This window comes from Bacillus sp. FSL R9-9410 (genome assembly GCF_038050385.1).
Taxonomy (GTDB): Bacteria; Bacillota; Bacilli; order Bacillales; family Bacillaceae_G; genus Bacillus_A; species Bacillus_A cereus_U.
Map to the genome: position 1 here is coordinate 1,406,201 of NZ_JBBOTV010000001.1, position 21,454 is coordinate 1,427,654.

A 21,454-nucleotide genomic window follows, 5' to 3' on the forward strand; every position below is an offset into this window, starting at 1 on the left:
TCCCTGCTGAAAAATAAAAAGCCTTGCCGAGAATGGCGAGGCTTTAAAAGTTATAATGTAATACCGAACGTTGAATGTAAAAGATTTTTATATTGCTCTTCTGTAATGGTTTCTTTTGTTTTTTTACCGTTTTTCGCTATTGTAAGGCTATCTTTCGTTAAAGAGGCTTGCCCATCTTCAGTTAGTTTTACAATAAGAGGCACTTTATTAAAAGGGGAACCCTCATGTTCAACGATAATTTTTTGTGCTGCATTTGCTTTTTCCACATTTACTTCTTCCAAGTGAAATGCATAACCTACTGTCCAATCATTAGTAGAAGATTGATCTAGAAACTCATTATTTTTACGCATTTCTAAAATATAATTGCCTTTTTCAGTCGTTTCTTTGCGAATACGATAATCTCCTGTTACGGAGTGAACGACTTCACCTGAGAAAGGGACAGGTGCAAGAGGTAAGTATGATCCGAATCCAACTTCAATTAAGTAAAGTTCATTATGATATTTTAAAACTGTTGCGATATGTCCAGAATCCACAGCCCATACAGAGTTTACATTGTTATAAACTGTTCCTGAAACGAGATGAACATCGAATTTAGAGTCTTTAAGGAAGTAATACATAGCCGGATTGAGTTCATAACAAAGGCCGCCACGGTTGTTTACTAAAATTTTTTCTTTTAAATTTTCCTTTAATATTTCTTTAAAGTTGTTTTCGAGAATATTTAAGTTTTCAAATGGAACAGTTTGCGCCATTCCATACATAATTTGAGATAAATCTTCAAATGATACGGTTTCTTTTTCTTCTATATGTAAGCGTGCGAAAAATTGTTTTTGAAAGTCTGTCATAGAAATCCCTCCGTCATACTTTTATAGATAAATTGTATACAATTTTGAATCCGATGTGAATTTTAAACTATGTGGGGTACTTGTGGAATAGTTGAATTCATATTTTGAAAAATAATGTGAGAGATTAAAAGATTGTTACTTTACTAACTGTAGAACGAATATTATAATAACTTTAACGGATTATGCAAACGTTTTCTTAAAGGGGGATGGTGTAAATATGTTGAAAAGGATTACGGTAGTCTGTTTATTGTTTATTTTGCTTTTTCCTAATATATATGAGGGAAACAAGGCAGAAGCAGCAACAGTGAACAATGGAACATTAATGCAGTATTTTGAGTGGTACGCTCCGAATGATGGGAATCATTGGAATCGTTTGCGTTCTGATGCTGAAAGTTTAGCTCATAAAGGAATCACATCTGTATGGATACCACCTGCATATAAAGGGACTTCGCAAAATGATGTAGGGTATGGGGCCTATGATTTATATGATTTGGGGGAGTTCAATCAAAAAGGAACGGTGCGGACGAAATATGGGACAAAAGCACAGTTGAAATCTGCAATTGACGCTTTACATAAGCAAAACATCGACGTATACGGTGATGTAGTTATGAATCATAAAGGTGGGGCTGATTATACTGAAACCGTAACAGCTGTTGAGGTAGACCGTAACAATCGAAATATTGAAGTATCAGGTGATTATCAAATTAGTGCATGGACGGGGTTTAATTTTCCAGGGCGCGGAGATGCTTATTCTAATTTCAAATGGAAATGGTATCATTTTGACGGAACGGATTGGGATGAAGGAAGGAAATTAAATCGAATTTATAAATTTAGGGGTATAGATAAAGCGTGGGATTGGGAAGTGTCTAGCGAAAATGGAAATTATGATTATTTGATGTATGCAGATCTTGATTTTGATCATCCTGATGTTGCGAATGAGATGAAAAATTGGGGAACATGGTATGCGAATGAATTAAATTTAGATGGCTTTCGTTTGGACGCTGTTAAACATATTGATCATGAATATTTACGCGATTGGGTAAATCATGCCAGACAGCAAACGGGGAAAGAAATGTTTACAGTAGCTGAATATTGGCAAAATGATGTTCAGGCTTTAAACAATTATTTAGCGAAAGTCAATTATAATCAATCTGTGTTTGATGCACCGCTTCATTACAATTTTCATTATGCTTCAACAGGAAATGGGAATTATGATATGAGAAATATTTTAAATGGAACAGTAATGAAAAATCACCCTGCACTCGCAGTTACTCTCGTTGAGAATCATGATTCTCAGCCTGGGCAGTCATTGGAATCTGTAGTAAGTCCGTGGTTTAAGCCGCTGGCATATGCATTTATTTTAACTCGTGCAGAGGGCTATCCTTCAGTTTTCTATGGTGATTACTATGGGACAAGTGGAAATAGTAGTTATGAAATTCCAGCGTTAAAAGATAAAATTGATCCAATTTTGACGGCACGAAAAAACTTTGCATATGGTACGCAGCGTGATTATTTAGACCATCCAGATGTGATTGGCTGGACAAGAGAAGGCGATGGTGTACATGCTAATTCTGGTTTAGCGACATTACTCTCGGACGGACCAGGAGGATCAAAGTGGATGGATGTGGGAAAGAATAACGCTGGGGAAGTATGGTACGATATTACGGGTAATCAAACAAATACTGTAACAATTAATAAGGACGGATGGGGGCAGTTCCATGTAAGTGGAGGCTCAGTTTCCATATATGTTCAGCAGTAAATTGGTGATGAAAAGAAGAGGTAGACTGAAATATAAGTTTCCTCTTCTTTTTACATTGTTATCATTCCTAAATCTTTATTTTAATAAATGAACTAGTCGACTTTTGAAACAACAAGAGATGCATTGGAATAAATAATGTCACCCGTGGCTTCTCTTATTCGTACTCGAAGGACATCTCCTTGGTTTAAAGGTAATAGATCAGTTCTAGCGGATGTAGTTCTTACCCCAGAACCACCACCAACTCGTGTTTCAATGGCGAATTGAATGGAATCATTTATTGTAAGGTTTAATATACTAGACGAAATAGCTTGTATCACAAATACAATTGAAAAGGATACAGAGTACACACCAGTGGTATCAATTGTAATGGAGTTGTCTACTGGGGTTAGAGTAGTTCCACTAACAGGTCCTGGAATTGTCAAATTAACATTTGTATTAACTACTGCTGAAAAACCGATACCTACTTCAGAAGTTATTGTTCCAAATACCGGGAGAATTCCTAAACCGGTTGCTCCAGTGAGACCGGTTATTCCGATTCCTGTAGCGCCGGTAGGTCCAGTTATTCCGATTCCAGTAAGTCCTGTAACACCAGTAGGACCAGTTATTCCGATTCCAGTAAGTCCTGTAACACCAGTAGGACCAGTTATTCCAATTCCAGTAAAACCTGTCGCACCGGTAGGTCCTGTGATTCCAGTAGGTCCGGTTGGGAATGTAAATGGTGGAATTGGTGGGAGTGTGGGGCCAATTAAATTTGGTTCAAGAGCAGTTCCATGTAAAATAATATTTTCTTTGCTCATATAGTAACCTCCTATGATTGCTTGTCATAATTATTAAATGTATTAGGATAAGTAAATGACATTCGCAATAGCGGAGGCGCTTATTTAATTTTTTCGCAACGAAATTAAAGTTATTACTTTAAAGTTGGATACAATAAAAACTGTACTGTGATTGCTATAGAACTAAATATTAGTATGTTTTTAACGTGATTTTAATAGATGTTATATTTGCTTTACGATAAAATGATTATATTGTAAAATTATACTATAAGTGTAAAGTGATAACAAATGGGTGTTTTTACACTTGTGGTTATTAGGGCTTTCTAAAGCAAGATGATGAGTTTTTATTATTCAAGTCAGCGAAGAAAATTTGATGTAGCGGTTATTAGAAGAAGTTCTTTATATAAATCGTAATTTAAAATCCATAAGGACATTTCTGTATAGGCAGTAGTAGCAAAAGGAGACGCAAGATGAAAAGAACAAAAATGATATATATCATAATGTTTAGTTTATTCCTATTAACATCATGTGATATATCGAATGAAGAAATTGAACAAAAAGCACAAAGTTATACAAAAGCGGAATATGGTATGTCTGTTAAATTAAACGGAGTTGAAACACTGGATAACGGAAAGGATTTCCTTGGTCCAAAGGGGCGGATAGCTTCTGTGCAGCAAGTCGATGAACCGCATTTGCAATTTCAACTTTATTTTGATGGACAAATCTCTCCAGAAGTAAATAATGACAATTATAAAATGAAAAAGAAAACATATGATTTACAAAAGAAATTTAATACATACTATGGAGAAAAAGAGAATAACACTATACTTACTTTTGATCAAATGCAAACTGGGGATACTGTTTTCGATAAAAATGCTGAGAAAAAAATAACGAAGAAAAATTTGCAGCAGTATTATACGGTAGTTTTTAAAAGTAATACTGTATTAGATGTAAATAATCCTGTACATATGGAAACATTAGCGGAGGTTGCAAGAAGTATTCAGGAATTTAATAAAACGATTGAAAATAGTAAAAGTAGTGTAGAAGATATAACGATTCAGCTGCCAAATACTAATAAAGATGTATTACAAAATATTGCTGTAGATTATATAGTAACGGCTGAAGATGCGAAAAAGACCCTTGAGAAAAAGGTTGATTATATGAAAGTTTTACAGTCTACAAAGTGAAAAAAGCATTATCCGAAAAAATTGTCCTTCCTCAGGTGTGAAAGGCAATAGTCTGACACCTTTACTTCTTGCAAAACATATAGTATGATGATTTCAATAAATTAGATTTCAATGACCATAAAATATAAATTAATGAGAGGTGCTTTTTGTGAGTGCGGTAGGTACTAAATAGGAAAAATTTAATGAAATAAATCGGATAAGACCAGGGGGTTTTTATGTACATCATACCCCTAATTTTGTCATGGATTTATTTCGAAACCTATGAAGATACCTACAATACTTTATAAAGCGTGTAATAAGGGGATTGCCATCTGTTTTTTATGGCTTATTTCCTCATATGTTATTACACTTGCCTTGTAAATGTAAAAGCTGCGGTATCCCCGCAGCTTTTTTGTATATATTTATGATGTATAAAAATGGTAATTGAATAATGTAGAACTCATTGGAATCTAATGAGTAGGTATCTTCATTTATGATATAAATCAATCATAGTGAGGAGAAACAAAATGAATACGATGACTTTTGAAAAGTTACAATATAACGAATTAATGGAAATAGTGAAATCATATTGTATAAGTGGATTAGGTAAGGAATTATTAAATAAATTAGAGCCGAGTACGAGTATAAAAGTAGTGAGAAATCGCTTAAATGAAACGACAGAAGCACGAGCTATAGTAGATGCAGAAGGGCATGTTCCTTTCTTCGGAATTTCCAATATCGCTAGTACAATTCAAAAATTAGAAAAAGGGATGATTTTAGATCCAGCAGAGTTAGTGAGCGTTTCAGACTTTTTACGTGGGTGCCGAAAGATTAAAAAGTTTATGCTAGATAAAGAATTTTTTGCGCCAGTATTAGCTTCTTATGCAAATTCAATGACTGAATTTAAAAGTATTGAAGAGGAAATTAACTTTTCAATTAAAGGAAATGGCATTGATGCAGCTGCTAGTAAAGAGTTAAAACGAATTCGAAATAACATTGATTCTGTAGATGGAAAAATAAAAGAACGTTTAACGAAATTTTTAAATAGTAGTGCAAATAAGAAATATATTCAGGAATTCTTTATTAGTAAGAAGGACGATAGGTATACGATTCCAATTAAATCTTCTTATAAAAATCAAGTTGCGGGAAGTATTGTTGAAGCATCTGCAAAAGGTTCTACTGTATTTATAGAACCACATACGGTTACAAAATTAAATGCGGAACTCGCGGGTTTGAAAGCAGAAGAAGCGATGGAAGAATATCAAATTTTAGCGACTTTATCAGGAATGGTATTAGAAAATATTTATCATATAAAAATTAATATGGAATTGATTAGCCAATATGATATGGTATTTGCGAAAGCGAAGTTTAGTAAATCAATTGATGGAATAGAGCCGAAATTAAATGATCATGGCTACATTCATTTAATGAATTGTAAGCATCCGCTTTTAAGTGGAAAAGTAGTACCATTAAATTTTGAAATCGGTCAAGAATACCGTAGTTTAATTATTACTGGGCCGAATGCAGGCGGGAAAACAATTGTGCTAAAAACAATTGGATTGTTAACATTAGCGACAATGTCAGGTCTTCATATCGCTGGAGATAAAGAAACAGAAATTGCTATTTTCGACAACGTGTTTGTAGATATAGGTGATAATCAAAGTATCGAAAATGCACTAAGTACATTTTCATCTCATATGAAAAATCTGTCTGAAATTATGAGGATGTCAAATAATAATACGTTACTACTATTTGACGAAATAGGAAGCGGCACAGAACCGAATGAAGGTGCGGCGCTTGCGATATCTATTTTAGAAGAGTTTTATCTATCGGGATGTATTACAATCGCGAGTACACATTACGGTGAAATTAAACGCTTTTCAGAAATGCATGGTGATTTTATGAACGCAGCAATGCAATTTAATAGTGAAACACTAGAGCCACTTTATAAATTAGTGATCGGAAAATCAGGTGAAAGCAATGCACTTTGGATTGCAAATAAAATGAATGTAAAAGAACATGTACTGCAAAGAGCGAAAGCGTATATGGGAAATAAAGAATACGCTATAGAAAAAGTGAATGAAAGTAAAATTAGAAAACCGAAATTCGTGCAAGAAAAAAGAGAAAATGACTATGAATATAAAATCGGTGACCGTGTGAATTTATTGGATCATGATGATTTTGGTATCATCTATAAGGAAAAAGATAATTTCTATAATGTCGTTGTATATTATAACGGTGAATTCGTTGAAGTGAATGTAAAACGTATTACTTTAGAGGTAGCGGCGAAAGAATTATACCCAGAAGGATATGATTTAAATACACTATTTGTCGATTATAAAGAAAGAAAAATGCAGCATGATATTGAGCGCGGATCGAAAAAAGCGCTTCGTAAAATTGAAAAAGAAATAAGAAAGAACAGAGGGTAATATAGAATGGTAACGATTAGACAAGAACAACAAAATGATTATAGAAAAACAGAAGAAGTTGTACAACAAGCATTTTTAAATGAAGAATTTAGTGATAAAAAAGAACATGAACTTGTAAAACGTATTAGAGAATGTGACGCGTTTGTTCCAGCTTTATCAATTGTTGCGGTAGATGAGGAAATCGTTGGTCACATTATGTTATCAAAAATTACAATAGAACAGGATGGAACTTCTGTAGAATCATTAGCACTTGCACCAGTATCAGTTGCTAGGGGCCATCAGAAAAAAGGAATTGGCAGAAAACTGATCGTAGCTGCTTTAGAAAAAGCGAAAGAACTAGGATATGAATCTGTTGTGGTATTAGGGCATCCAGAGTACTATCCGAAATTCGGATTTAAGAAAGCAAGTGATTGGAATATAAAAGCACCATTTGAAGTGCCAGATGAAGTGTTTATGGTGATGGAGCTAAGAGAGAATGCTCTTCAAGGTGTAGAAGGAATTGTACAATATTCGAGTGCTTTTGCTGAGTAGGAGTATCGGTTAAGAAATGTAATCATAAAAGATGCTATCTTTTTGTAGGGATATACAGAAAGATAGCTTTTTTTATTAAGCAAATTCGCTTACGTATATTTTGCTCAATGAATAATTGAGGTGGTAAAATTGATATAGAAATGTAAAGGGAGAGAATAGAATGAAGAAGCGAGAAACAGATAGCAATGAGAATGTAGTTACGTTATATGTTACAAGACACGGTAAAACAATATTAAATGCGAATCATCGCGCGCAAGGTTGGGCAGATTCGCCGTTAGTGGAAAAAGGCGTGGAAGTTGCCTCTAATTTAGGAACGGGATTAAAAGATATTCATTTTACTAAAGTGTATAGTAGTGATAGTGGTCGAGCGATTGAAACTGCTAATTTAGTATTAAAACATAGTGAGCAATCAAAATTGAAACTTGAGAAAAGAAAAAATTTACGAGAATTAAATTTTGGTATTTTTGAAGGTGAAAAACTTGAAAATATGTGGGATGTAGTTGGAAAAGCTGCGGGCGTTGCATCACCAGAAGAACTCATGAAGTTTTCTATTCAAGAAGTGATTAATCTGATTAGAGCAGCAGACCCTACGAAACAAGCGGAAGATTGGGAATTATTTTCTACGCGTATAACAACAGAGATTGATAAAATTAGTGAAGAAGCTGCTAAAAATGGAGGTGGCAACGTTTTAGTTGTCGTTCATGGGCTTTTGATTACTGCCTTAATAGAAATGTTAGACAGTACCAAAACAAAACTTGGAGTGGAAAATGCAAGTGTGACGAAGATTGTATATCAAGATGGAACATATACAGTCGAATCGGTTGGGGATATGAGCTATGTTGCAAAAGGGAAAGAAAGTGTGGAAATATAATTAAATCTCAAATAGAGATAAGAAAAGGAGGCTAGAAAATCTAGCTTCCTTTTTTAGTTAGATTAATTATGGAATTAATAAAATCTTCCCTGTACTTTTTCTGCTCTCTAATAATTCATGGGCACGGGCACCATCTTGTAAAGAGAATGTAGTAGGACTCGCAATGTTTAATTTGCCAGTAGCAATCCAATCAAATAATTGAGTAGAGCGTTGCTTGCGTTCTTCATACGTAGTAAGAACGTTCCAAAGGTCTCCGCCAGTTAAAGTTTTTGAAGTATCCATAAGCATACGTGGATCTACAGGCGCAGGATTACCACCGGCCATTCCGTAAAATACGACAGTACCACCAGTTTTAGTTGCTTTAAAGCTTTCTTCTAATGTAGAACCTACGGATTCATACACAACATTTACTCCAGCACCGTTAGTCATTTCAAGTACATTCGTATGCCATGCTTCGGTATATAAAAATACGTGATCAGCACCAGCTAACGTAGCTATCTTTGCTTTTACTTTTGATGACGTAAGGCCGATAACTGTTCCGCCCTGTAGTTTAATCATTTGGATAAGAAGCTGACCAACGCCACCAGCTGCGGCATGTACTAAAGCTATATCACCCTGTTTTATTTGATAGCTATCTTTCGTTAAATAATGTGCTGTTAATCCTTGTAATAAGACAGAAGCGGCTGTTTCAAAAGAAATAGAGTCTGGAAGTGTAATTGCTTTTTCAGATGGAACGGCAACTAATTCTGCATTTGAGAATGGGACGTCAGCAAATGCAATGTGGTCTCCGGGATTGATAGTAGTAACGTTAGCTCCTACTTTTTCAACAATACCAGCGCCTTCATAACCTAATATATAAGGCGGGTTACCAGCGAGATGATAATCGCCGCGGCGTCTATAAATATCAGCGAAATTTAAACCGATTGCTTGCATGCGAACAAGAATTTCATTTGGATTTATGATTGGATCAGGTATTTCTTTATATTGTAGTACATCAGCGTCTCCGAATGCTTCGAAACAAAGTGCTTTCATATGGAATACCTCCATTTATATTGTTTGTCGATGTTCTTTATCATACAATACAAATATCAATAGGCAAAGAGGATTATTTCGATAAAATCAATCGGAAATATCGATTGAAAAGAGGGATGATAAATGGAGATAAAACAATTAATTACATTTAAAGTAGCTGCAGAGACTTTGAACTTTACACAAACTGCGAAGAAATTAAACTTTGCACAATCGAGCGTAACGGCGCAAATTAAAACGTTAGAGGCTGAGCTCGGTACGCCATTATTTGAAAGATTAGGAAAACGTCTTTTCTTAACTGAAGCAGGCAGGAAGTTTCAACTATATGCTGATAAGATGATTGCACTCAGTAACGAAGCGAAAATGGCTGTGAAAGATGATGAGGAAATAGCGGGTACGTTAATAATCGGTGCACAAGAAAGTCAATGTACATATAGGCTTCCATCTATATTAAAGAAATTTAAAGCACAATTTCCGCAAATAAAACTTATATTTAAACCAGCACATTCCAATAAAGATGCGAAGGAACAATTGATGGAGGGGAAAGTAGATCTTGTATTTATTTTAGACGAATGTAAAACAGAGGATGTTTTACATGTGGAGCCACTTATGAAAGAAGAATTAAAAGTAGTGGCTGCTCCTAAGCATCGTTTACTTGAACAACCTTCCGTTTCTACAAAAGATTTAGAAAGCGAAACACTTTTACTAACAGAACTAGGTTGCTCGTATCGGACTTTATTTGAAGAGTTATTCCGTGCGGAAGATGTATACCCAGCAAATAAGATTGAATTTGTTAGTGTCGAGGCAATTAAACAATGTGTCATTGCGGATTTAGGTATAGCAGTTTTGCCAGCAATAGTAGTAGAAAAAGATATACGAGAGGGAACGATAAAAGAGTTACGTTTAGAAAATACAATCAGTCCGATTTATACACAAATTGCTTGGCATAAAGATAAATGGATGACAGCTCCGTTACAGCAATTTATTGAGGTAACGAGGGAGTCTTTTAATTAATAGATGTTATAGGTGAACAAGTAATATAATAAACGATTAAATTATTTAGGGATAGAAAGAGCATGTTTTGAAAAAGATTAATCAAAACGTGCTCTTTCTTTTTGTGTTTATCCCGCATTAACGGGCAGTAAGACTCCCACCTTAAAATTTAGCTGGAGCAAAGAAGTTAGGTGGGAGATCAATTGCCCGTAAACGCCCGATTGGTGAAGGCTAATAATCAGTGGGGGACGAACAAAGCCCCCACTGATTAAAGTTTCACTTTATTAAGTTCAGTTGTAGTAATTAACTAAGGTCTGTGTCAGGAGGAGTGTATCCGAGGTGACGAGCCATTGATACAATTTGGCCTTTATGATGAAATTCATGTGTTTCCGCATGAGTAAAAAGCCATAGCGGAGTTGTGCTCCAAGGTTCTTTTTGCCATTTCACTTCATTTGCTATATTTTCGAGCCAACGGTCATTGTATTCATCTAAAAATCGTTGTACAGTTTCATCTACTATTTTAAATCTAGCACGAACTTTCGAAACATCTGCATGCTCAATTTCATAATCGCTAGCAAATGAAAAATCTGCTCGTTTTTGGTTAAATGCGAATGATCCAAGCCAGTATCGATAACAATCGGCTACATGAATATGGGTTTTTATAATGCTGCCACTTCCGAAGTTAGGAAGCGTACTGTGCAATTTTTCTTGTGGAATTTCTTCCAAAAATGTAAATAGATTTTCCCTTGTAGAACTAATAAGATTATATTGTTGTTTTAAAACATCTAACATGTAATTACACTCCTCTTTTGTTTACTGTAATATTTGTGCAGTAAGTATTTCTATATTTATGAGGAGTGGTCCTTTTTTATTGTTTTCAGTAAGCATATTAGATGTATTTTTTAATTGTTTCTGATAGATTAAACAAGGTAAAACTTTAATAAGTAGAACATTCTTAGCTCATAATAAATTGTACATAAAAAAGGGGACGATAAAATGAATAGAATAGTTGGTTTGAAACAATTTGAAATAACGCGCGGGGCATTACTTAAATTTATGGAAACGTTAGATGATAAAACTGCAGATACGCAGCCGGAGGGTTTTAACAATACAATTCGCTGGCATATCGGTCACGTGTTAACGGCAGCAGAAACTTTCATGTTTGGAAGAGAATTTAAACAATTACCAACTGAATATCCAGGTATGTTTGGGTATGGATCAAGACCATCTAAATGGAAAACAGAAGGACCATCATTAGAAGTGTTAACGGTTCAATTAAAAGAACAAGCGAAGCGCATTCATGAAATTCCAGCAGAAGCATTTGAAAATAAACTTCCAGAGCCATTTCTAGGATTGGAAACAGTAGGGGAGCTATACGGTATGATGTTGTATCATGAAGCTGATCATATTGGTCAAATGAAGGCGATGGAACGTATTGTGAAATCTCTATAGTTTTGAATTTAATTGCTTGAAAAAACGAAATCCCAGATGGATTTCGTTTTTTTGTAATTAAAAAATCGTTATCGGAAGGGTATTTAAGATTAATATCAACTTAATTAGAATCTAATATCTCAAGTTTCTTAGCTAACACCCAACCACTTAGACCATAAGATGCACAAATGTTGTAATAAACATAATTCTCTTTTATCAATGTTTCCTCTAATTCTGTAATATTATCATAAGGCATTGGCCAACAATAGTTTTTTTGTTCCTCTAATAATTTCTTATTCTCTTGAAAAAAATCTAGAAGTCGATCCTCGTCTATATTAAAAATAATGCTAGAACTTAGATGAGTTTCAAAAAAGTGTGCTAGTACATTAGAAAAAATTATATAGATATTCCGTCCTGATTCAGTAATGGTGTGAATACGAATTTCTTCTGTCTCAAGATTAACTTGGTATGAAATAATGGTATTGTCGTGAACGCTTATCATAGATTCACTCCTTAAATTATAGGCACTTGTTTTTTTGTTTATTCAATATGATTTTTTCCTTATTGTAATGTTTGAGAGAACTAGTATGTTCAAATTTTTTGATGCATGATATTTATTTGAGTATAATGTGATGTATCATTTTATTATCCTTTCGACTCCTTCAAATGTTTGAGCTGCGTAACAATCATAATGCTAATGACAACTAATAAAAACCATGAGCTAATTTTGCTAAGGTGAACGAGGTTCCACGCTTCTCGTTGGTTTGGATATTGCCACGCTCCAAAAAAAGTTGCGATGTTCTCTGCAATCCAAATAAAGAACCCGATAAGGAAAAAGGAGAGAACGAGTGGCATTGTATATGTAACGCCTCGTAATGAAAATTCCACAAATGTGCGAAAGAAAACCATGAATAAAAGTACAGTTAATACCCATCGAAAGTCATATAGAAAATGATGTGTAAAAAAATTAAAGTAAATCATTGCGCCTAGCGGTACGGCAAAAATAGCCCTAGGCCAATGGTGCATTTGTAAATGCAATCGTCTCCACGCTTGGCATATGTAACTTGCAACACTTGCATACATAAAGCCACTGTAAAGCGGAACTCCAAAAACTTTTGAATATGCCTCTTCCGGATAACTCCATGAACCGAAATGTACTTTATATATTTCTAGTAGAAGGCCGATGAGGTGGAAGACAGTAATCACTTTTAATTCGTCTTTCGTCTCAAGTCCAGTCTTGTACATAATCCACTGCATAAGAAGACATACGATGAGTATGAAATCATATCGGTACACCCCTGGAATCGATATGATTTTTGAAAGAGCCAGTGTCAAAAAAATAACGACAGGGAATAAACAGGATAATGCTTGTTCATAAGTGAAATAGAGTAGTTGTTTTACATAAAACATGTTTTCACCTTCTATGATTTCTTATTTTGATTGAATAATCTGAAGAATAATTAAATATACTATAGTTCTAAATGATAGAAAACTATAATTAGTTTGTTTGAAAAAATAAAAAAATGTAAAATGAAGTTAATTCAATGTTGAGGAGATGTGCCAATGTCAGCGCTTATTGTAAGTATCCCGTTTATAAAGCAGTTTATGGAACTAGGGGATAAATAGGCTAGAATAAGTATCCCCGTTATTAAATAAAGGGGGAGTTTGAAATGACGATGAATCTTTTTCAAAATAAAATTATTAAATTATCAGCTATTAGAGAAGCAGATGCTGAAGTAATGACTATGTGGCAAGAGGATAGTGAATATTTAAGAAATGTAGATACAGATTTGGCATTCCCACAATCATTACATGAAATAGAGAGTAATGGGCTATTAAAGGGACGGAGATCCAATAGTGTTTCTTTCATGTTAAGAACAGTTCAAGATGATCGCTTAATTGGTTTTGTTGCAATTCATGGCATAGAGTGGAATAACAGAACAGGCTTATTAGCAATTGGAATAGGAGATGCAAATGATAGAGGAAAGGGATATGGAAGAGAAGCAATTCATCTTATCTTAAAGTATGCTTTCTATGAATTGAATTTGCACCGCGTCGGTCTGGATGTTATTTCTTATAACAAAGCTGCTATTGAGTTGTATAAAAAGATGGGTTTTCAGATGGAAGGTTGTATGAGAGAAGCAGTTCAAAGAGATGGAAAGAGTTTTGATCGTATGATTATGGGGATATTGCGGGATGAATGGATGGAGCTGCAAGGTTAGAAAGTACATTCGAAATTATATATGTAGTATGCAGGAGATATAATGATAATTGGCGAAAATTTACAGTGAACTGATTGAATTTATCCCGCATTAACGGGCAGTAAAATTCCCACCTCAAAATTCAGGTGGAGCAAAGAAGTTAGGTGTGAGATCAACTGCCCGTAAACGCCCGATTGGTTCAACTAATAATCAGTGGGGGATGAACAAAACCCCCACTGATTAAAGTTTCACTTTATAAGGAGTTATGCGAGATGAACTTAGAAAAAACTAAGCCAGTAAACGAAGAGGTCGCTGAATTAAAGGAGCTTATAAAAGAGCTACACGGAAGTGTACATCAACTTCAAAGTGAAGTGCAGCAACTAAGGCACGAAAGACCAGTTGTTGAAGTCAGAAAAGGTGTTCAATTATCACCAACAATCATCGGACAAATTGGTGGTATGATTTTAGGTGGATTAGCAATTATAGGGATATTTTGGTGATGAAAAAAGGTTTGCAGCATAGTGCTGCAAACCTTTTTTATATGACGATATAATTTCATGCAATATAACTTTTACATTAAATAACGTAAATAAATGTAAGCATGTGATAACAATAGCGCAATGATTGTTAATGGAAAACCGATTTTTAAGAAGTCCATATAAGAGAACCCATGTCCTTCACGTTTTGCAATACCAGCAACGACTACGTTTGCTGATGCTCCAATTAACGTTCCGTTTCCTCCTAAGCAAGCTCCAAGAGATAACGCCCACCATAGTACTTCAATTTGCGGGGAATCGACAGATAGTCCGAGACCTGTAGCTAAATCTTGAATAAGAGGAATCATCGTTGCGACAAATGGGATGTTGTCGATTGTCGCAGATGCGATGCCAGATACCCATAAGATAAGTATAGCAGCGAAACCGATATCACCGTTTGTTACGTCGAGTACTTCTTTTGCGAGTGAAGAAATCAGTCCGATATCAATTAATCCCCCAACGAGAACGAATAGTCCAGCGAAGAAGAAAATAGTTACCCATTCAACATGGGCAAATACATCTTCAATCTCATGTTCTTTCACACCGATTAACATGAGAAGTGTAGCACCTGTCATCGCAATAACGGCAGCGTCTACATGAATAATAGAATGAAGTACAAAGCCTAAAATAGTTAGTCCTAAAATCGTAATGGATTTTAAAAGGAGGCTCTGATCTTTAATATAATCTTTTTCATTTAATGCCATTAGTTTTTCGATTTGCTCAGGCGTTGTTTTTAGTTTGTTGCGATACATGAAGTAAATAATGCCAAGTGTAACGATAGAAATAATGATTACGATTGGAGCTAAGTTTAGTAAAAAGGCATTAAAGTCTAAATGCTTATTAGCTGATCCAATCATAATGTTCGGCGGGTCACCAATTAATGTTGCTGTTCCGCCTATATTTGAAAATAGTACTTCTGAAATTAAATAAGGAACAGGATTTACTTTTAAAATACGTGTAATGGATAGTGTAACAGGTACGATTAATAATACGGTTGTTACGTTGTCCAAAAATGCAGAACCGACAGCAGTTAATAGGGATAGTAATAATAAAATGCGGATTGGTTTTCCGCCAGCTGCTTTTGCTGCTTTTATGGCTACAAATTCAAATACGCCTGATTGACTCGTAATATGTACGAGAATCATCATCCCAATTAAAAGGGTAATCGTTTCCCATTGAATATGCGATGTGAAAGCAGTATGTAAATCTACAATTCCAAAAATAATCATAATAGCAGCACCGAATAGTGCGATTACAGCACGATTCAATTTCTCAGAAATAATAAAACCGTACGTGACTAAAAATACGGCAATTGTAAAATAATATTGCCAATTTGCTACTTCATGTGCTGATTGTTCCAATCATGTCACCTTCTTTAAAGTATGTATTCAATTGTAAAAATGCATTCCTCTACATAATTTATATTGTAGCAAATTCAAAAAAGAAAGAAAACTATTTAACAAAGTGAAGGAAAAAATGATGATTTTACATATGATATAAAAAAATGAAGAAACACAGTGCAAATTATTAGGAAAAGTGAGCGTTGTCCTCTAATATAGAGATAGCAATTTACATTATTTTTGCGTAAAATGGTTTAAAGAGGTGAATTCCGATGGAAATAGTAAAAGATAGTTCTCTTATTCAAAATGAAATTGAACGTTTTGTAAATAAAGATGTATATATTCATTTAGAAACAACAAACGGAGCGTATGCGTCACACTTTAATGAAAAGTTGATGACAGTTGGAGCATTCATCCGAAATGCAATTATCCGTTTTGAACGCGGGAAAATAACTGGAACCAACCCATACCGAGTTGGTTTGAAAATGGATCATGGCTGGGTATATGCAGAAGGCATTACGCACTGGGAAGTAGACGATAAAGAGCGTTTATTACTAGCAGGTCATGATAATCAAGGCCGCTTAGCAGTTGCGCTTGAGTTAAGCTTAACGCCATTTAAGTAAGAAGGAGGGAAACTTATGGAGAGACATGTACTTGTTGTATTTCCGCATCCAGATGATGAAGCATTTGCTGCGGGAGGAACAATTCGCTTATTAACAGATCAAGGAGTACCTGTAACGTATGCATGTGGTACTCTTGGACAAATGGGACGTAACATGGGGAAAAATGTATTCGCTAACCGTGAAACGATTCCAAATATCCGTGAAAAAGAATTAAAAGATGCGTGTGAAGCGATGGGGATTCAAGATTTAAGAATGCTCGGTTTCCATGATAAAACGTTAGAGTTTGAAGATGTTGATTTTGTTGCAGATAAAATCGAAGCGATTATTCAAGAAGTAAATCCATCTCGAGTTATTACATTTTATCCAGAACACGGCGTACATCCAGATCATGATGCATTTGGCCGTGCTGTAGTTCGCGCTGTATCACGTATGCCAAAAGAAGAGCGTCCAGTTATTCATGCGGTTGCGATTACGAGAAATCGCGAAGCAGTACTCGGTGAGCCGGATGTTGTAAATAATATTAGTGAAGTATTTGAGCATAAATTAGCTGCACTAGGCGCGCATCGTTCACAAACAGAAGCAATGCTTGAAGAAACGCATGCAAAAATAAAAAACAAAGATGCAGCAACATTGAAATGGCTGCAACTTGAACAATTTTGGACTTATAAATGGGAGTAGGCTAGAAGGGTATCTTCTAGTAGCTCTTACATATAAAAAGCGCCGTCATTTTGATATGATCCCCTTATAGTAGACAGGAAAAAGAAAGCACATTAACCTGTTTACTATGGAGGGGATTTTTTCATGGGAAAAATTAGAGTCACTTACGATGTAGAATTTAAGAAACAAGCTATAGATTTATACTTAAAAGAAGGCATGAGCTATAAAACCATTGCGAAAGAATTAGGTATTCATCACTCGGTTGTAAGTCGTTGTGTGAAACACTTTGAAGCTGAAGGAATCAAAGGACTAGAAGAAAAACGCGGTAAAGCGAAAGGACCAGGTTTAGGTAGACCAAGGGTTAGACCCGAAGATCCTGAAGCTAAGATCAGACGATTAGAAGCGGAAAATGAAATATTAAAAAAGCTCTTAGGGATGTAAAAGGAGGAATGAAAGTCGTATCCAAAATAAAAAAATTCGAAGTCATCCATGAAATGACAAAAACAGGTTATACAGTGACCATTCTATGCGATATTGCTGGTGTAACCAGAAGTGGATACTACAAATGGCTAAAACGGCATACGACGCCTTCTAAAAAACAATCAGAGGATATCGAAATTAAGAAAAAGATATTGGAGTGTCATAAAAAATTAAGAGGAATTTATGGATATAGAAGAATACAAGTGTGGCTGAAAGCCACATATAACCTTCATTTGAACCATAAGCACATCCAAAGATTGATGAGTGAACTAGGTATCAAAGCCGTAATTAGGAAAAAACGACCTTATTACGGAAAAAAGAAGCTTATGTGATTTCAGAGAACCATCTAAATAGGGAGTTTCAGGCTTCAAAACCGAATGAGAAATGGGTAACCGATATTACCTATTTGATTTTCAATGGACAGCGCTTGTACTTATCCGCTATTAAGGATTTATACAATAATGAAATTGTTGCCTATGAAACCAGTCGTAGAAACGACTTAAAGCTTGTGTTAGATACGCTTAAAAAGGCAAAGAAAAAACGAAATGTGAAGGGAATCCTCTTACATAGTGATCAAGGATCCCAGTATACATCTCGTCAATATAATCAATTACTTAAAGAATATCAGATGAAGGCAAGTATGTCTCGAAGAGGCAACTGTTGGGATAATGCTTGTATGGAAAACTTCTTCAGTCACTTTAAGGCAGAGTGTTTTCATTTATACTCCTTCCGTAAAGCGAATGAGGTCAAACTTGCCGTGCGTAAATATATGAACTTTTATAATCATCAAAGATTTCAAAAGAAATTAAGCAACCTGAGTCCATATAAATATAGAACTCAGGTTGCTTAGTTGCGCTTTTTAAATACTGTCTACTTGACAGGGATCACTGCATTTGTGATGGCGCTTTTTATATTAAAGACTATATATTTCTTAGAGCCGTACTTCAAATTTTAAAATTAGCGTGCAGTATAGCCTCCATCAACAAGAAGTGTTGTACCATTAACAAAGCTAGCATCATCACTTGCTAAAAATAAGACAGCTTTGGCTACTTCTTTTGGTGTTCCAAGTCTGCCTTGTGGATGAAGTGAAGCTAAATATTCTTTCTGTTGAGGATTAACACTACCAAGTAAAGGGGTGTCAATATAGCCAGGGCACACCGCATTAATACGTATTCCATATTTAGCGTAGGCAGTACATAAATTTTGAGTTAATAGTTTCACACCACCTTTTGCAGAGGAGTATGCTGTTGGGGTAGGTAATGAAACAAAACTATGAATCGAACCAGCGTTAACGATGACACCGCCTGTACCTTGTTTAAGAAATTGTTCAATCGAATATTTATCAGAAAGGAATACCCCAGACAAGTTAATATCAATGGTTCTTTTCCATTTTTCATAGGACAATTCGTTTGCCGGTGCATCATCAGCAATGCCGGCATTGGCATACATAATATCTAATTTACCGTATTTACTTACTGTCTCATGGATTAGCTGTTTAATATCTGCTTCTTTTGTTACATCAGTTTTAATAAATAATGTATTATATCCATGTGCATTCAATTCATCTGATAGGCCTTTTCCACGTTCAGAAAAGTCAGCAATAACTACTTTTGCACCTTCTTCAATAAAAAGGCGAACAGTGGATTCACCAATTCCACTTGCACCACCAGTTATGATTGCTACTTTGTCTTTTAATTTCATATAAACCTCTCCATTCATCAATGAATTTAAGTCAAATTTTTTAGTCTGGGGTTATATCACTATTAACCTTAAATAATAAGTAGATAGAAGAAAAAATTAGAGTTTACTTAATTGTGAGAGTACTAATTTTTTTCTTTATTTACTTTCTTTCTTTTTTGCACTTAATCCTTTTAGAACTGATATTTAGTAATAGTGTATAAGAAGCGTATATTTTGAATTATTTAATAGATTGATATATATTTATATTGATTAAATGATTTTAGTTTGTTAAAAATGGGGAAATCGATATGAAGATTAAATTTGCTGTAATAAAAGATGAAAATTTTGATTTTAGTCTATTAGAAACAAAATTATTGAAAACCTTTAAAGAAGTGGATAGTAAAGCTGATATTGTAAAAGTTGAGGATGAAATTTTTGAAAACAATGCTATTCAAACACATTTAGTGGAAATCAGCATTAATGTTCATGGGAAAAATATCGGATATAGATCTGCTTCAGCTAGTATATTTCTTGTACTAGAGAGTTTATCAATACAGCTAGTTCATATTAATATTAGTATACATTAAGTAGCTAAAAAAGCTGATTTTTAAGAAGAGAATACTGACTATATTGAGTTTTAAATGTGAGAATGGTGATTTAAATAATAGTAATTATCGTAGGTGCTACCGCATGTTGGATTGCATCTTGTTTGTTGTTAAAAAAATAAAAAAGGCTTTAAATATGCTACAGGTCTTTATGAAACGGCATATAAAGAGTACTTAGAATACATTATTAAAGTGGAATAATGAGATTTCTTTTTATACCACATATTATCTAAACGAAGACTTATATATAAGAGAATGGAAACGTGTAAGTAATTCAATTAGATTGTACAAATAATTTGGTGTGCGGATATACGGAATGTATTCACAGGTAAGAGGGTTGTCTCATAATATATATATATATATATAGTTTTTTCTATTGAGATGAACAGATGGTGTGAATATATGGAAGATGTTTACGCTAAAATTGACAGTCTCAAGGCGGAGCAAAAAGAAATTATGAGAGACATTCGTAATTTAGAAACGCGTACCACTATTAATGAGAAGGACATAGCAACAATCAATAAGCAATTGGAAAAAATAAGTACAAACATAACTTGGATTTTGCGAATTATTATAAGTGCAATAGTAATGTCAGTTTTGGGGTTGATATTAAAAGGGATGATTTAATCTTGTGAAATAGGACGATATAAAAGAAAGAGGGGAGCTTCCCCTTTCTTTTATGTAAATGAGAAGCTATAAATTTTCCGTTTCTTTTTTATCTGCATATTTTTCCTCTAAGGAAATTAATAGAGGAATTGATATAGTTACAAGAATGATTAAAGTGGTTATAAAAGATTTAGAAAGAGAAAAAGAACCTTCGATTAAAGGTGATAAAAACTTGAATGAAAGTATACTTGTTATTAAGGAAACTACTAAAAAGCTAAAAAGAGACACATTTTTATTTTTGATAGATGTTTCTATAAAATCTTTAAGACAGCTTATGACGACAAATATAGTTAATATAATAAGAGAAATAAAATAATGTGTTAAATTTGTCATACTAATAGTAGAGTCGTCTATTATGTAAGCAAGTAACTTAGATACTAACATACCTCCAAACAATAAAATAATAAAAGCAAGTAATCCTTCTGATATATAAGTGCTGAAATTATCTTTCTTGTTAAATAGTTTATAGTTTAGAGTAGATTGGATTATTTGAATTAGGAATAGGGTAATAATCCACACATAATATACAATTGGTAATTCTCCTGAGAATAGAGAAATTAGGAAGTTTACTATGGTCCTTAAAATTTCAATCATTACAAAAGTCCTCCTGTTTGTAAGCTTTGCGACATTAAAAAATGCTAGTCTATCGTTTGATAATTAGATCTATTAATTCAAACCATTCCTAATTATTCCATAAAAAGGTGATGGTATCAAGTTATCCTTCTAACAAATCCTCCAAGGCTCAACACTAGAAAAAGAAATGTAATATGTAATATAATTGAAAAAGCATATATTAAAATCAATGTTAATATTACCCTCCTATATGTATTAACATGCGT

Annotated in this window: 25 protein-coding genes; 16 read left to right on the forward strand and 9 right to left on the reverse strand. The window is 34.3% G+C overall.

The window, feature by feature from the left end; genetic code table 11:
- Positions 1-50 precede the first annotated feature (50 nt).
- Positions 51-842 carry an arylamine N-acetyltransferase family protein gene (locus MKX77_RS07455; RefSeq protein WP_341306189.1) on the reverse strand — a complete coding sequence of 264 codons (792 nt, stop codon included), beginning with the start codon at positions 840-842 and terminating at the stop codon, positions 51-53.
- 217 nt (positions 843-1,059) lie between these two features.
- Here MKX77_RS07455 and amyS point away from each other — a divergent pair, with 217 nt between their 5' ends.
- A complete protein-coding gene (amyS, locus tag MKX77_RS07460) occupies positions 1,060-2,601 on the forward strand; it encodes an alpha-amylase (RefSeq protein WP_341306190.1) in 1,542 nt (513 codons plus the stop codon).
- A gap of 92 nt (positions 2,602-2,693) precedes the next feature.
- On the opposite strand, the gene MKX77_RS07465 is transcribed toward amyS, so the two are convergent.
- A complete protein-coding gene (locus MKX77_RS07465) occupies positions 2,694-3,398 on the reverse strand; it encodes an exosporium leader peptide-containing protein (RefSeq protein WP_341306191.1) in 705 nt (234 codons plus the stop codon).
- A gap of 449 nt (positions 3,399-3,847) precedes the next feature.
- Here MKX77_RS07465 and MKX77_RS07470 point away from each other — a divergent pair, with 449 nt between their 5' ends.
- From MKX77_RS07470 to MKX77_RS07485, 4 genes are all read left to right on the forward strand, one after another.
- Positions 3,848-4,564 carry a hypothetical protein gene (locus tag MKX77_RS07470; RefSeq protein ID WP_341306192.1) on the forward strand — a complete coding sequence of 239 codons (717 nt, stop codon included), beginning with the start codon at positions 3,848-3,850 and terminating at the stop codon, positions 4,562-4,564.
- A gap of 506 nt (positions 4,565-5,070) precedes the next feature.
- Positions 5,071-6,972: an endonuclease MutS2 gene (locus MKX77_RS07475; protein WP_341306193.1), complete on the forward strand. Its 1,902-nt coding sequence runs from the start codon at positions 5,071-5,073 to the stop codon at positions 6,970-6,972.
- 6 nt (positions 6,973-6,978) lie between these two features.
- Positions 6,979-7,503, forward strand: coding sequence for a GNAT family N-acetyltransferase (locus tag MKX77_RS07480; protein WP_341306194.1), 525 nt, complete (start codon positions 6,979-6,981; stop codon positions 7,501-7,503).
- A 160-nt stretch (positions 7,504-7,663) separates the two neighbouring features.
- The gene (locus MKX77_RS07485; protein WP_341306195.1) at positions 7,664-8,374 is read left to right on the forward strand and encodes a histidine phosphatase family protein; all 711 of its coding nucleotides are present in this window, start codon (positions 7,664-7,666) and stop codon (positions 8,372-8,374) included.
- A 66-nt stretch (positions 8,375-8,440) separates the two neighbouring features.
- Here the strand turns inward: MKX77_RS07485 and MKX77_RS07490 are convergent, their stop codons facing one another.
- Entirely contained in the window at positions 8,441-9,406 is a 966-nt protein-coding gene (locus tag MKX77_RS07490; protein WP_341306196.1) for a quinone oxidoreductase family protein, read from the reverse strand.
- Positions 9,407-9,529: 123 nt separating this feature from the next.
- Between MKX77_RS07490 and MKX77_RS07495 the strand changes: the two genes are divergently transcribed.
- Positions 9,530-10,417: a LysR family transcriptional regulator gene (locus MKX77_RS07495; protein ID WP_341306197.1), complete on the forward strand. Its 888-nt coding sequence runs from the start codon at positions 9,530-9,532 to the stop codon at positions 10,415-10,417.
- 282 nt (positions 10,418-10,699) lie between these two features.
- On the opposite strand, the gene MKX77_RS07500 is transcribed toward MKX77_RS07495, so the two are convergent.
- Positions 10,700-11,188, reverse strand: coding sequence for a DinB family protein (locus MKX77_RS07500; RefSeq protein WP_341306198.1), 489 nt, complete (start codon positions 11,186-11,188; stop codon positions 10,700-10,702).
- Positions 11,189-11,392: 204 nt separating this feature from the next.
- Here MKX77_RS07500 and MKX77_RS07505 point away from each other — a divergent pair, with 204 nt between their 5' ends.
- The gene (locus tag MKX77_RS07505) at positions 11,393-11,848 is read left to right on the forward strand and encodes a DinB family protein (RefSeq protein ID WP_341306199.1); all 456 of its coding nucleotides are present in this window, start codon (positions 11,393-11,395) and stop codon (positions 11,846-11,848) included.
- Between the two features lie 100 nt (positions 11,849-11,948).
- Here MKX77_RS07505 and MKX77_RS07510 read toward each other — a convergent pair whose 3' ends face one another.
- Positions 11,949-12,329: a hypothetical protein gene (locus MKX77_RS07510; RefSeq protein WP_341306200.1), complete on the reverse strand. Its 381-nt coding sequence runs from the start codon at positions 12,327-12,329 to the stop codon at positions 11,949-11,951.
- Between the two features lie 143 nt (positions 12,330-12,472).
- Positions 12,473-13,237: a DUF817 domain-containing protein gene (locus MKX77_RS07515; protein WP_341306201.1), complete on the reverse strand. Its 765-nt coding sequence runs from the start codon at positions 13,235-13,237 to the stop codon at positions 12,473-12,475.
- A 260-nt stretch (positions 13,238-13,497) separates the two neighbouring features.
- Between MKX77_RS07515 and MKX77_RS07520 the strand changes: the two genes are divergently transcribed.
- Entirely contained in the window at positions 13,498-14,049 is a 552-nt protein-coding gene (locus tag MKX77_RS07520; protein WP_341306202.1) for a GNAT family N-acetyltransferase, read from the forward strand.
- A 251-nt stretch (positions 14,050-14,300) separates the two neighbouring features.
- Complete coding sequence (locus MKX77_RS07525; RefSeq protein ID WP_002161008.1) at positions 14,301-14,528, forward strand: hypothetical protein; 228 nt, start codon at positions 14,301-14,303, stop codon at positions 14,526-14,528.
- A gap of 71 nt (positions 14,529-14,599) precedes the next feature.
- Here MKX77_RS07525 and MKX77_RS07530 read toward each other — a convergent pair whose 3' ends face one another.
- Entirely contained in the window at positions 14,600-15,925 is a 1,326-nt protein-coding gene (locus MKX77_RS07530; protein ID WP_341306203.1) for an ArsB/NhaD family transporter, read from the reverse strand.
- A gap of 251 nt (positions 15,926-16,176) precedes the next feature.
- On the opposite strand from MKX77_RS07530, the gene MKX77_RS07535 reads away from it, so the two are divergent.
- The 5 genes from MKX77_RS07535 to MKX77_RS07555 all read left to right on the forward strand — a co-directional run bounded on the left by MKX77_RS07535 (position 16,177) and on the right by MKX77_RS07555 (position 18,514).
- The gene (locus MKX77_RS07535; protein WP_000407037.1) at positions 16,177-16,527 is read left to right on the forward strand and encodes a YojF family protein; all 351 of its coding nucleotides are present in this window, start codon (positions 16,177-16,179) and stop codon (positions 16,525-16,527) included.
- Positions 16,528-16,542: 15 nt separating this feature from the next.
- Positions 16,543-17,205 (forward strand): bacillithiol biosynthesis deacetylase BshB2, encoded by a 663-nt coding sequence (bshB2, locus tag MKX77_RS07540; RefSeq protein WP_215553720.1) that lies wholly within the window; start codon positions 16,543-16,545, stop codon positions 17,203-17,205.
- A gap of 123 nt (positions 17,206-17,328) precedes the next feature.
- On the forward strand, positions 17,329-17,625 hold the full coding sequence (locus tag MKX77_RS07545; RefSeq protein WP_341306204.1) for a transposase: 297 nt from the start codon (positions 17,329-17,331) through the stop codon (positions 17,623-17,625).
- An 8-nt stretch (positions 17,626-17,633) separates the two neighbouring features.
- Positions 17,634-17,996 (forward strand): IS3 family transposase, encoded by a 363-nt coding sequence (locus tag MKX77_RS07550; RefSeq protein ID WP_201052560.1) that lies wholly within the window; start codon positions 17,634-17,636, stop codon positions 17,994-17,996.
- On the forward strand, positions 17,993-18,514 hold the full coding sequence (locus tag MKX77_RS07555) for an IS3 family transposase (RefSeq protein WP_341306205.1): 522 nt from the start codon (positions 17,993-17,995) through the stop codon (positions 18,512-18,514). The genes MKX77_RS07550 and MKX77_RS07555 overlap by 4 nt, the downstream gene beginning before the upstream one ends.
- Before the next feature lie 107 nt (positions 18,515-18,621).
- Here the strand turns inward: MKX77_RS07555 and MKX77_RS07560 are convergent, their stop codons facing one another.
- A complete protein-coding gene (locus tag MKX77_RS07560) occupies positions 18,622-19,365 on the reverse strand; it encodes an SDR family NAD(P)-dependent oxidoreductase (protein ID WP_341306206.1) in 744 nt (247 codons plus the stop codon).
- Between the two features lie 287 nt (positions 19,366-19,652).
- Between MKX77_RS07560 and MKX77_RS07565 the strand changes: the two genes are divergently transcribed.
- Together MKX77_RS07565 and MKX77_RS07570 are read left to right on the forward strand one after the other, a co-directional pair.
- Positions 19,653-19,931 carry a hypothetical protein gene (locus MKX77_RS07565; RefSeq protein WP_002087631.1) on the forward strand — a complete coding sequence of 93 codons (279 nt, stop codon included), beginning with the start codon at positions 19,653-19,655 and terminating at the stop codon, positions 19,929-19,931.
- A gap of 420 nt (positions 19,932-20,351) precedes the next feature.
- Complete coding sequence (locus tag MKX77_RS07570) at positions 20,352-20,576, forward strand: hemolysin XhlA family protein (RefSeq protein WP_002066432.1); 225 nt, start codon at positions 20,352-20,354, stop codon at positions 20,574-20,576.
- Positions 20,577-20,642: 66 nt separating this feature from the next.
- Here the strand turns inward: MKX77_RS07570 and MKX77_RS07575 are convergent, their stop codons facing one another.
- A complete protein-coding gene (locus MKX77_RS07575; protein ID WP_002087629.1) occupies positions 20,643-21,209 on the reverse strand; it encodes a DUF5823 family protein in 567 nt (188 codons plus the stop codon).
- Between the last annotated feature and the right edge of the window lie 245 nt (positions 21,210-21,454).

Bases quoted from the DNA above. Each gene is read 5' to 3' on its own strand.
- MKX77_RS07470 (WP_341306192.1), top strand. From the start codon at position 3,848: ATGAAAAGAACAAAAATGATATATATCATAATGTTTAGTTTATTCCTA.
- MKX77_RS07545 (WP_341306204.1), top strand. From the start codon at position 17,329: ATGGGAAAAATTAGAGTCACTTACGATGTAGAATTTAAGAAACAAGCT.
- MKX77_RS07490 (WP_341306196.1), bottom strand. From the start codon at position 9,406: ATGAAAGCACTTTGTTTCGAAGCATTCGGAGACGCTGATGTACTACAA.
- MKX77_RS07510 (WP_341306200.1), bottom strand. From the start codon at position 12,329: ATGATAAGCGTTCACGACAATACCATTATTTCATACCAAGTTAATCTT.
- MKX77_RS07570 (WP_002066432.1), top strand. From the start codon at position 20,352: ATGGAAGATGTTTACGCTAAAATTGACAGTCTCAAGGCGGAGCAAAAA.
- MKX77_RS07535 (WP_000407037.1), top strand. From the start codon at position 16,177: ATGGAAATAGTAAAAGATAGTTCTCTTATTCAAAATGAAATTGAACGT.
- MKX77_RS07525 (WP_002161008.1), top strand. From the start codon at position 14,301: ATGAACTTAGAAAAAACTAAGCCAGTAAACGAAGAGGTCGCTGAATTA.
- MKX77_RS07520 (WP_341306202.1), top strand. From the start codon at position 13,498: ATGACGATGAATCTTTTTCAAAATAAAATTATTAAATTATCAGCTATT.
- amyS (WP_341306190.1), top strand. From the start codon at position 1,060: ATGTTGAAAAGGATTACGGTAGTCTGTTTATTGTTTATTTTGCTTTTT.
- MKX77_RS07550 (WP_201052560.1), top strand. From the start codon at position 17,634: ATGAAAGTCGTATCCAAAATAAAAAAATTCGAAGTCATCCATGAAATG.
- MKX77_RS07495 (WP_341306197.1), top strand. From the start codon at position 9,530: ATGGAGATAAAACAATTAATTACATTTAAAGTAGCTGCAGAGACTTTG.
- MKX77_RS07475 (WP_341306193.1), top strand. From the start codon at position 5,071: ATGAATACGATGACTTTTGAAAAGTTACAATATAACGAATTAATGGAA.
- MKX77_RS07500 (WP_341306198.1), bottom strand. From the start codon at position 11,188: ATGTTAGATGTTTTAAAACAACAATATAATCTTATTAGTTCTACAAGG.
- MKX77_RS07485 (WP_341306195.1), top strand. From the start codon at position 7,664: ATGAAGAAGCGAGAAACAGATAGCAATGAGAATGTAGTTACGTTATAT.
- MKX77_RS07455 (WP_341306189.1), bottom strand. From the start codon at position 842: ATGACAGACTTTCAAAAACAATTTTTCGCACGCTTACATATAGAAGAA.
- MKX77_RS07565 (WP_002087631.1), top strand. From the start codon at position 19,653: ATGAAGATTAAATTTGCTGTAATAAAAGATGAAAATTTTGATTTTAGT.
- MKX77_RS07465 (WP_341306191.1), bottom strand. From the start codon at position 3,398: ATGAGCAAAGAAAATATTATTTTACATGGAACTGCTCTTGAACCAAAT.
- MKX77_RS07480 (WP_341306194.1), top strand. From the start codon at position 6,979: ATGGTAACGATTAGACAAGAACAACAAAATGATTATAGAAAAACAGAA.
- MKX77_RS07560 (WP_341306206.1), bottom strand. From the start codon at position 19,365: ATGAAATTAAAAGACAAAGTAGCAATCATAACTGGTGGTGCAAGTGGA.
- bshB2 (WP_215553720.1), top strand. From the start codon at position 16,543: ATGGAGAGACATGTACTTGTTGTATTTCCGCATCCAGATGATGAAGCA.
- MKX77_RS07505 (WP_341306199.1), top strand. From the start codon at position 11,393: ATGAATAGAATAGTTGGTTTGAAACAATTTGAAATAACGCGCGGGGCA.
- MKX77_RS07515 (WP_341306201.1), bottom strand. From the start codon at position 13,237: ATGTTTTATGTAAAACAACTACTCTATTTCACTTATGAACAAGCATTA.
- MKX77_RS07575 (WP_002087629.1), bottom strand. From the start codon at position 21,209: ATGATTGAAATTTTAAGGACCATAGTAAACTTCCTAATTTCTCTATTC.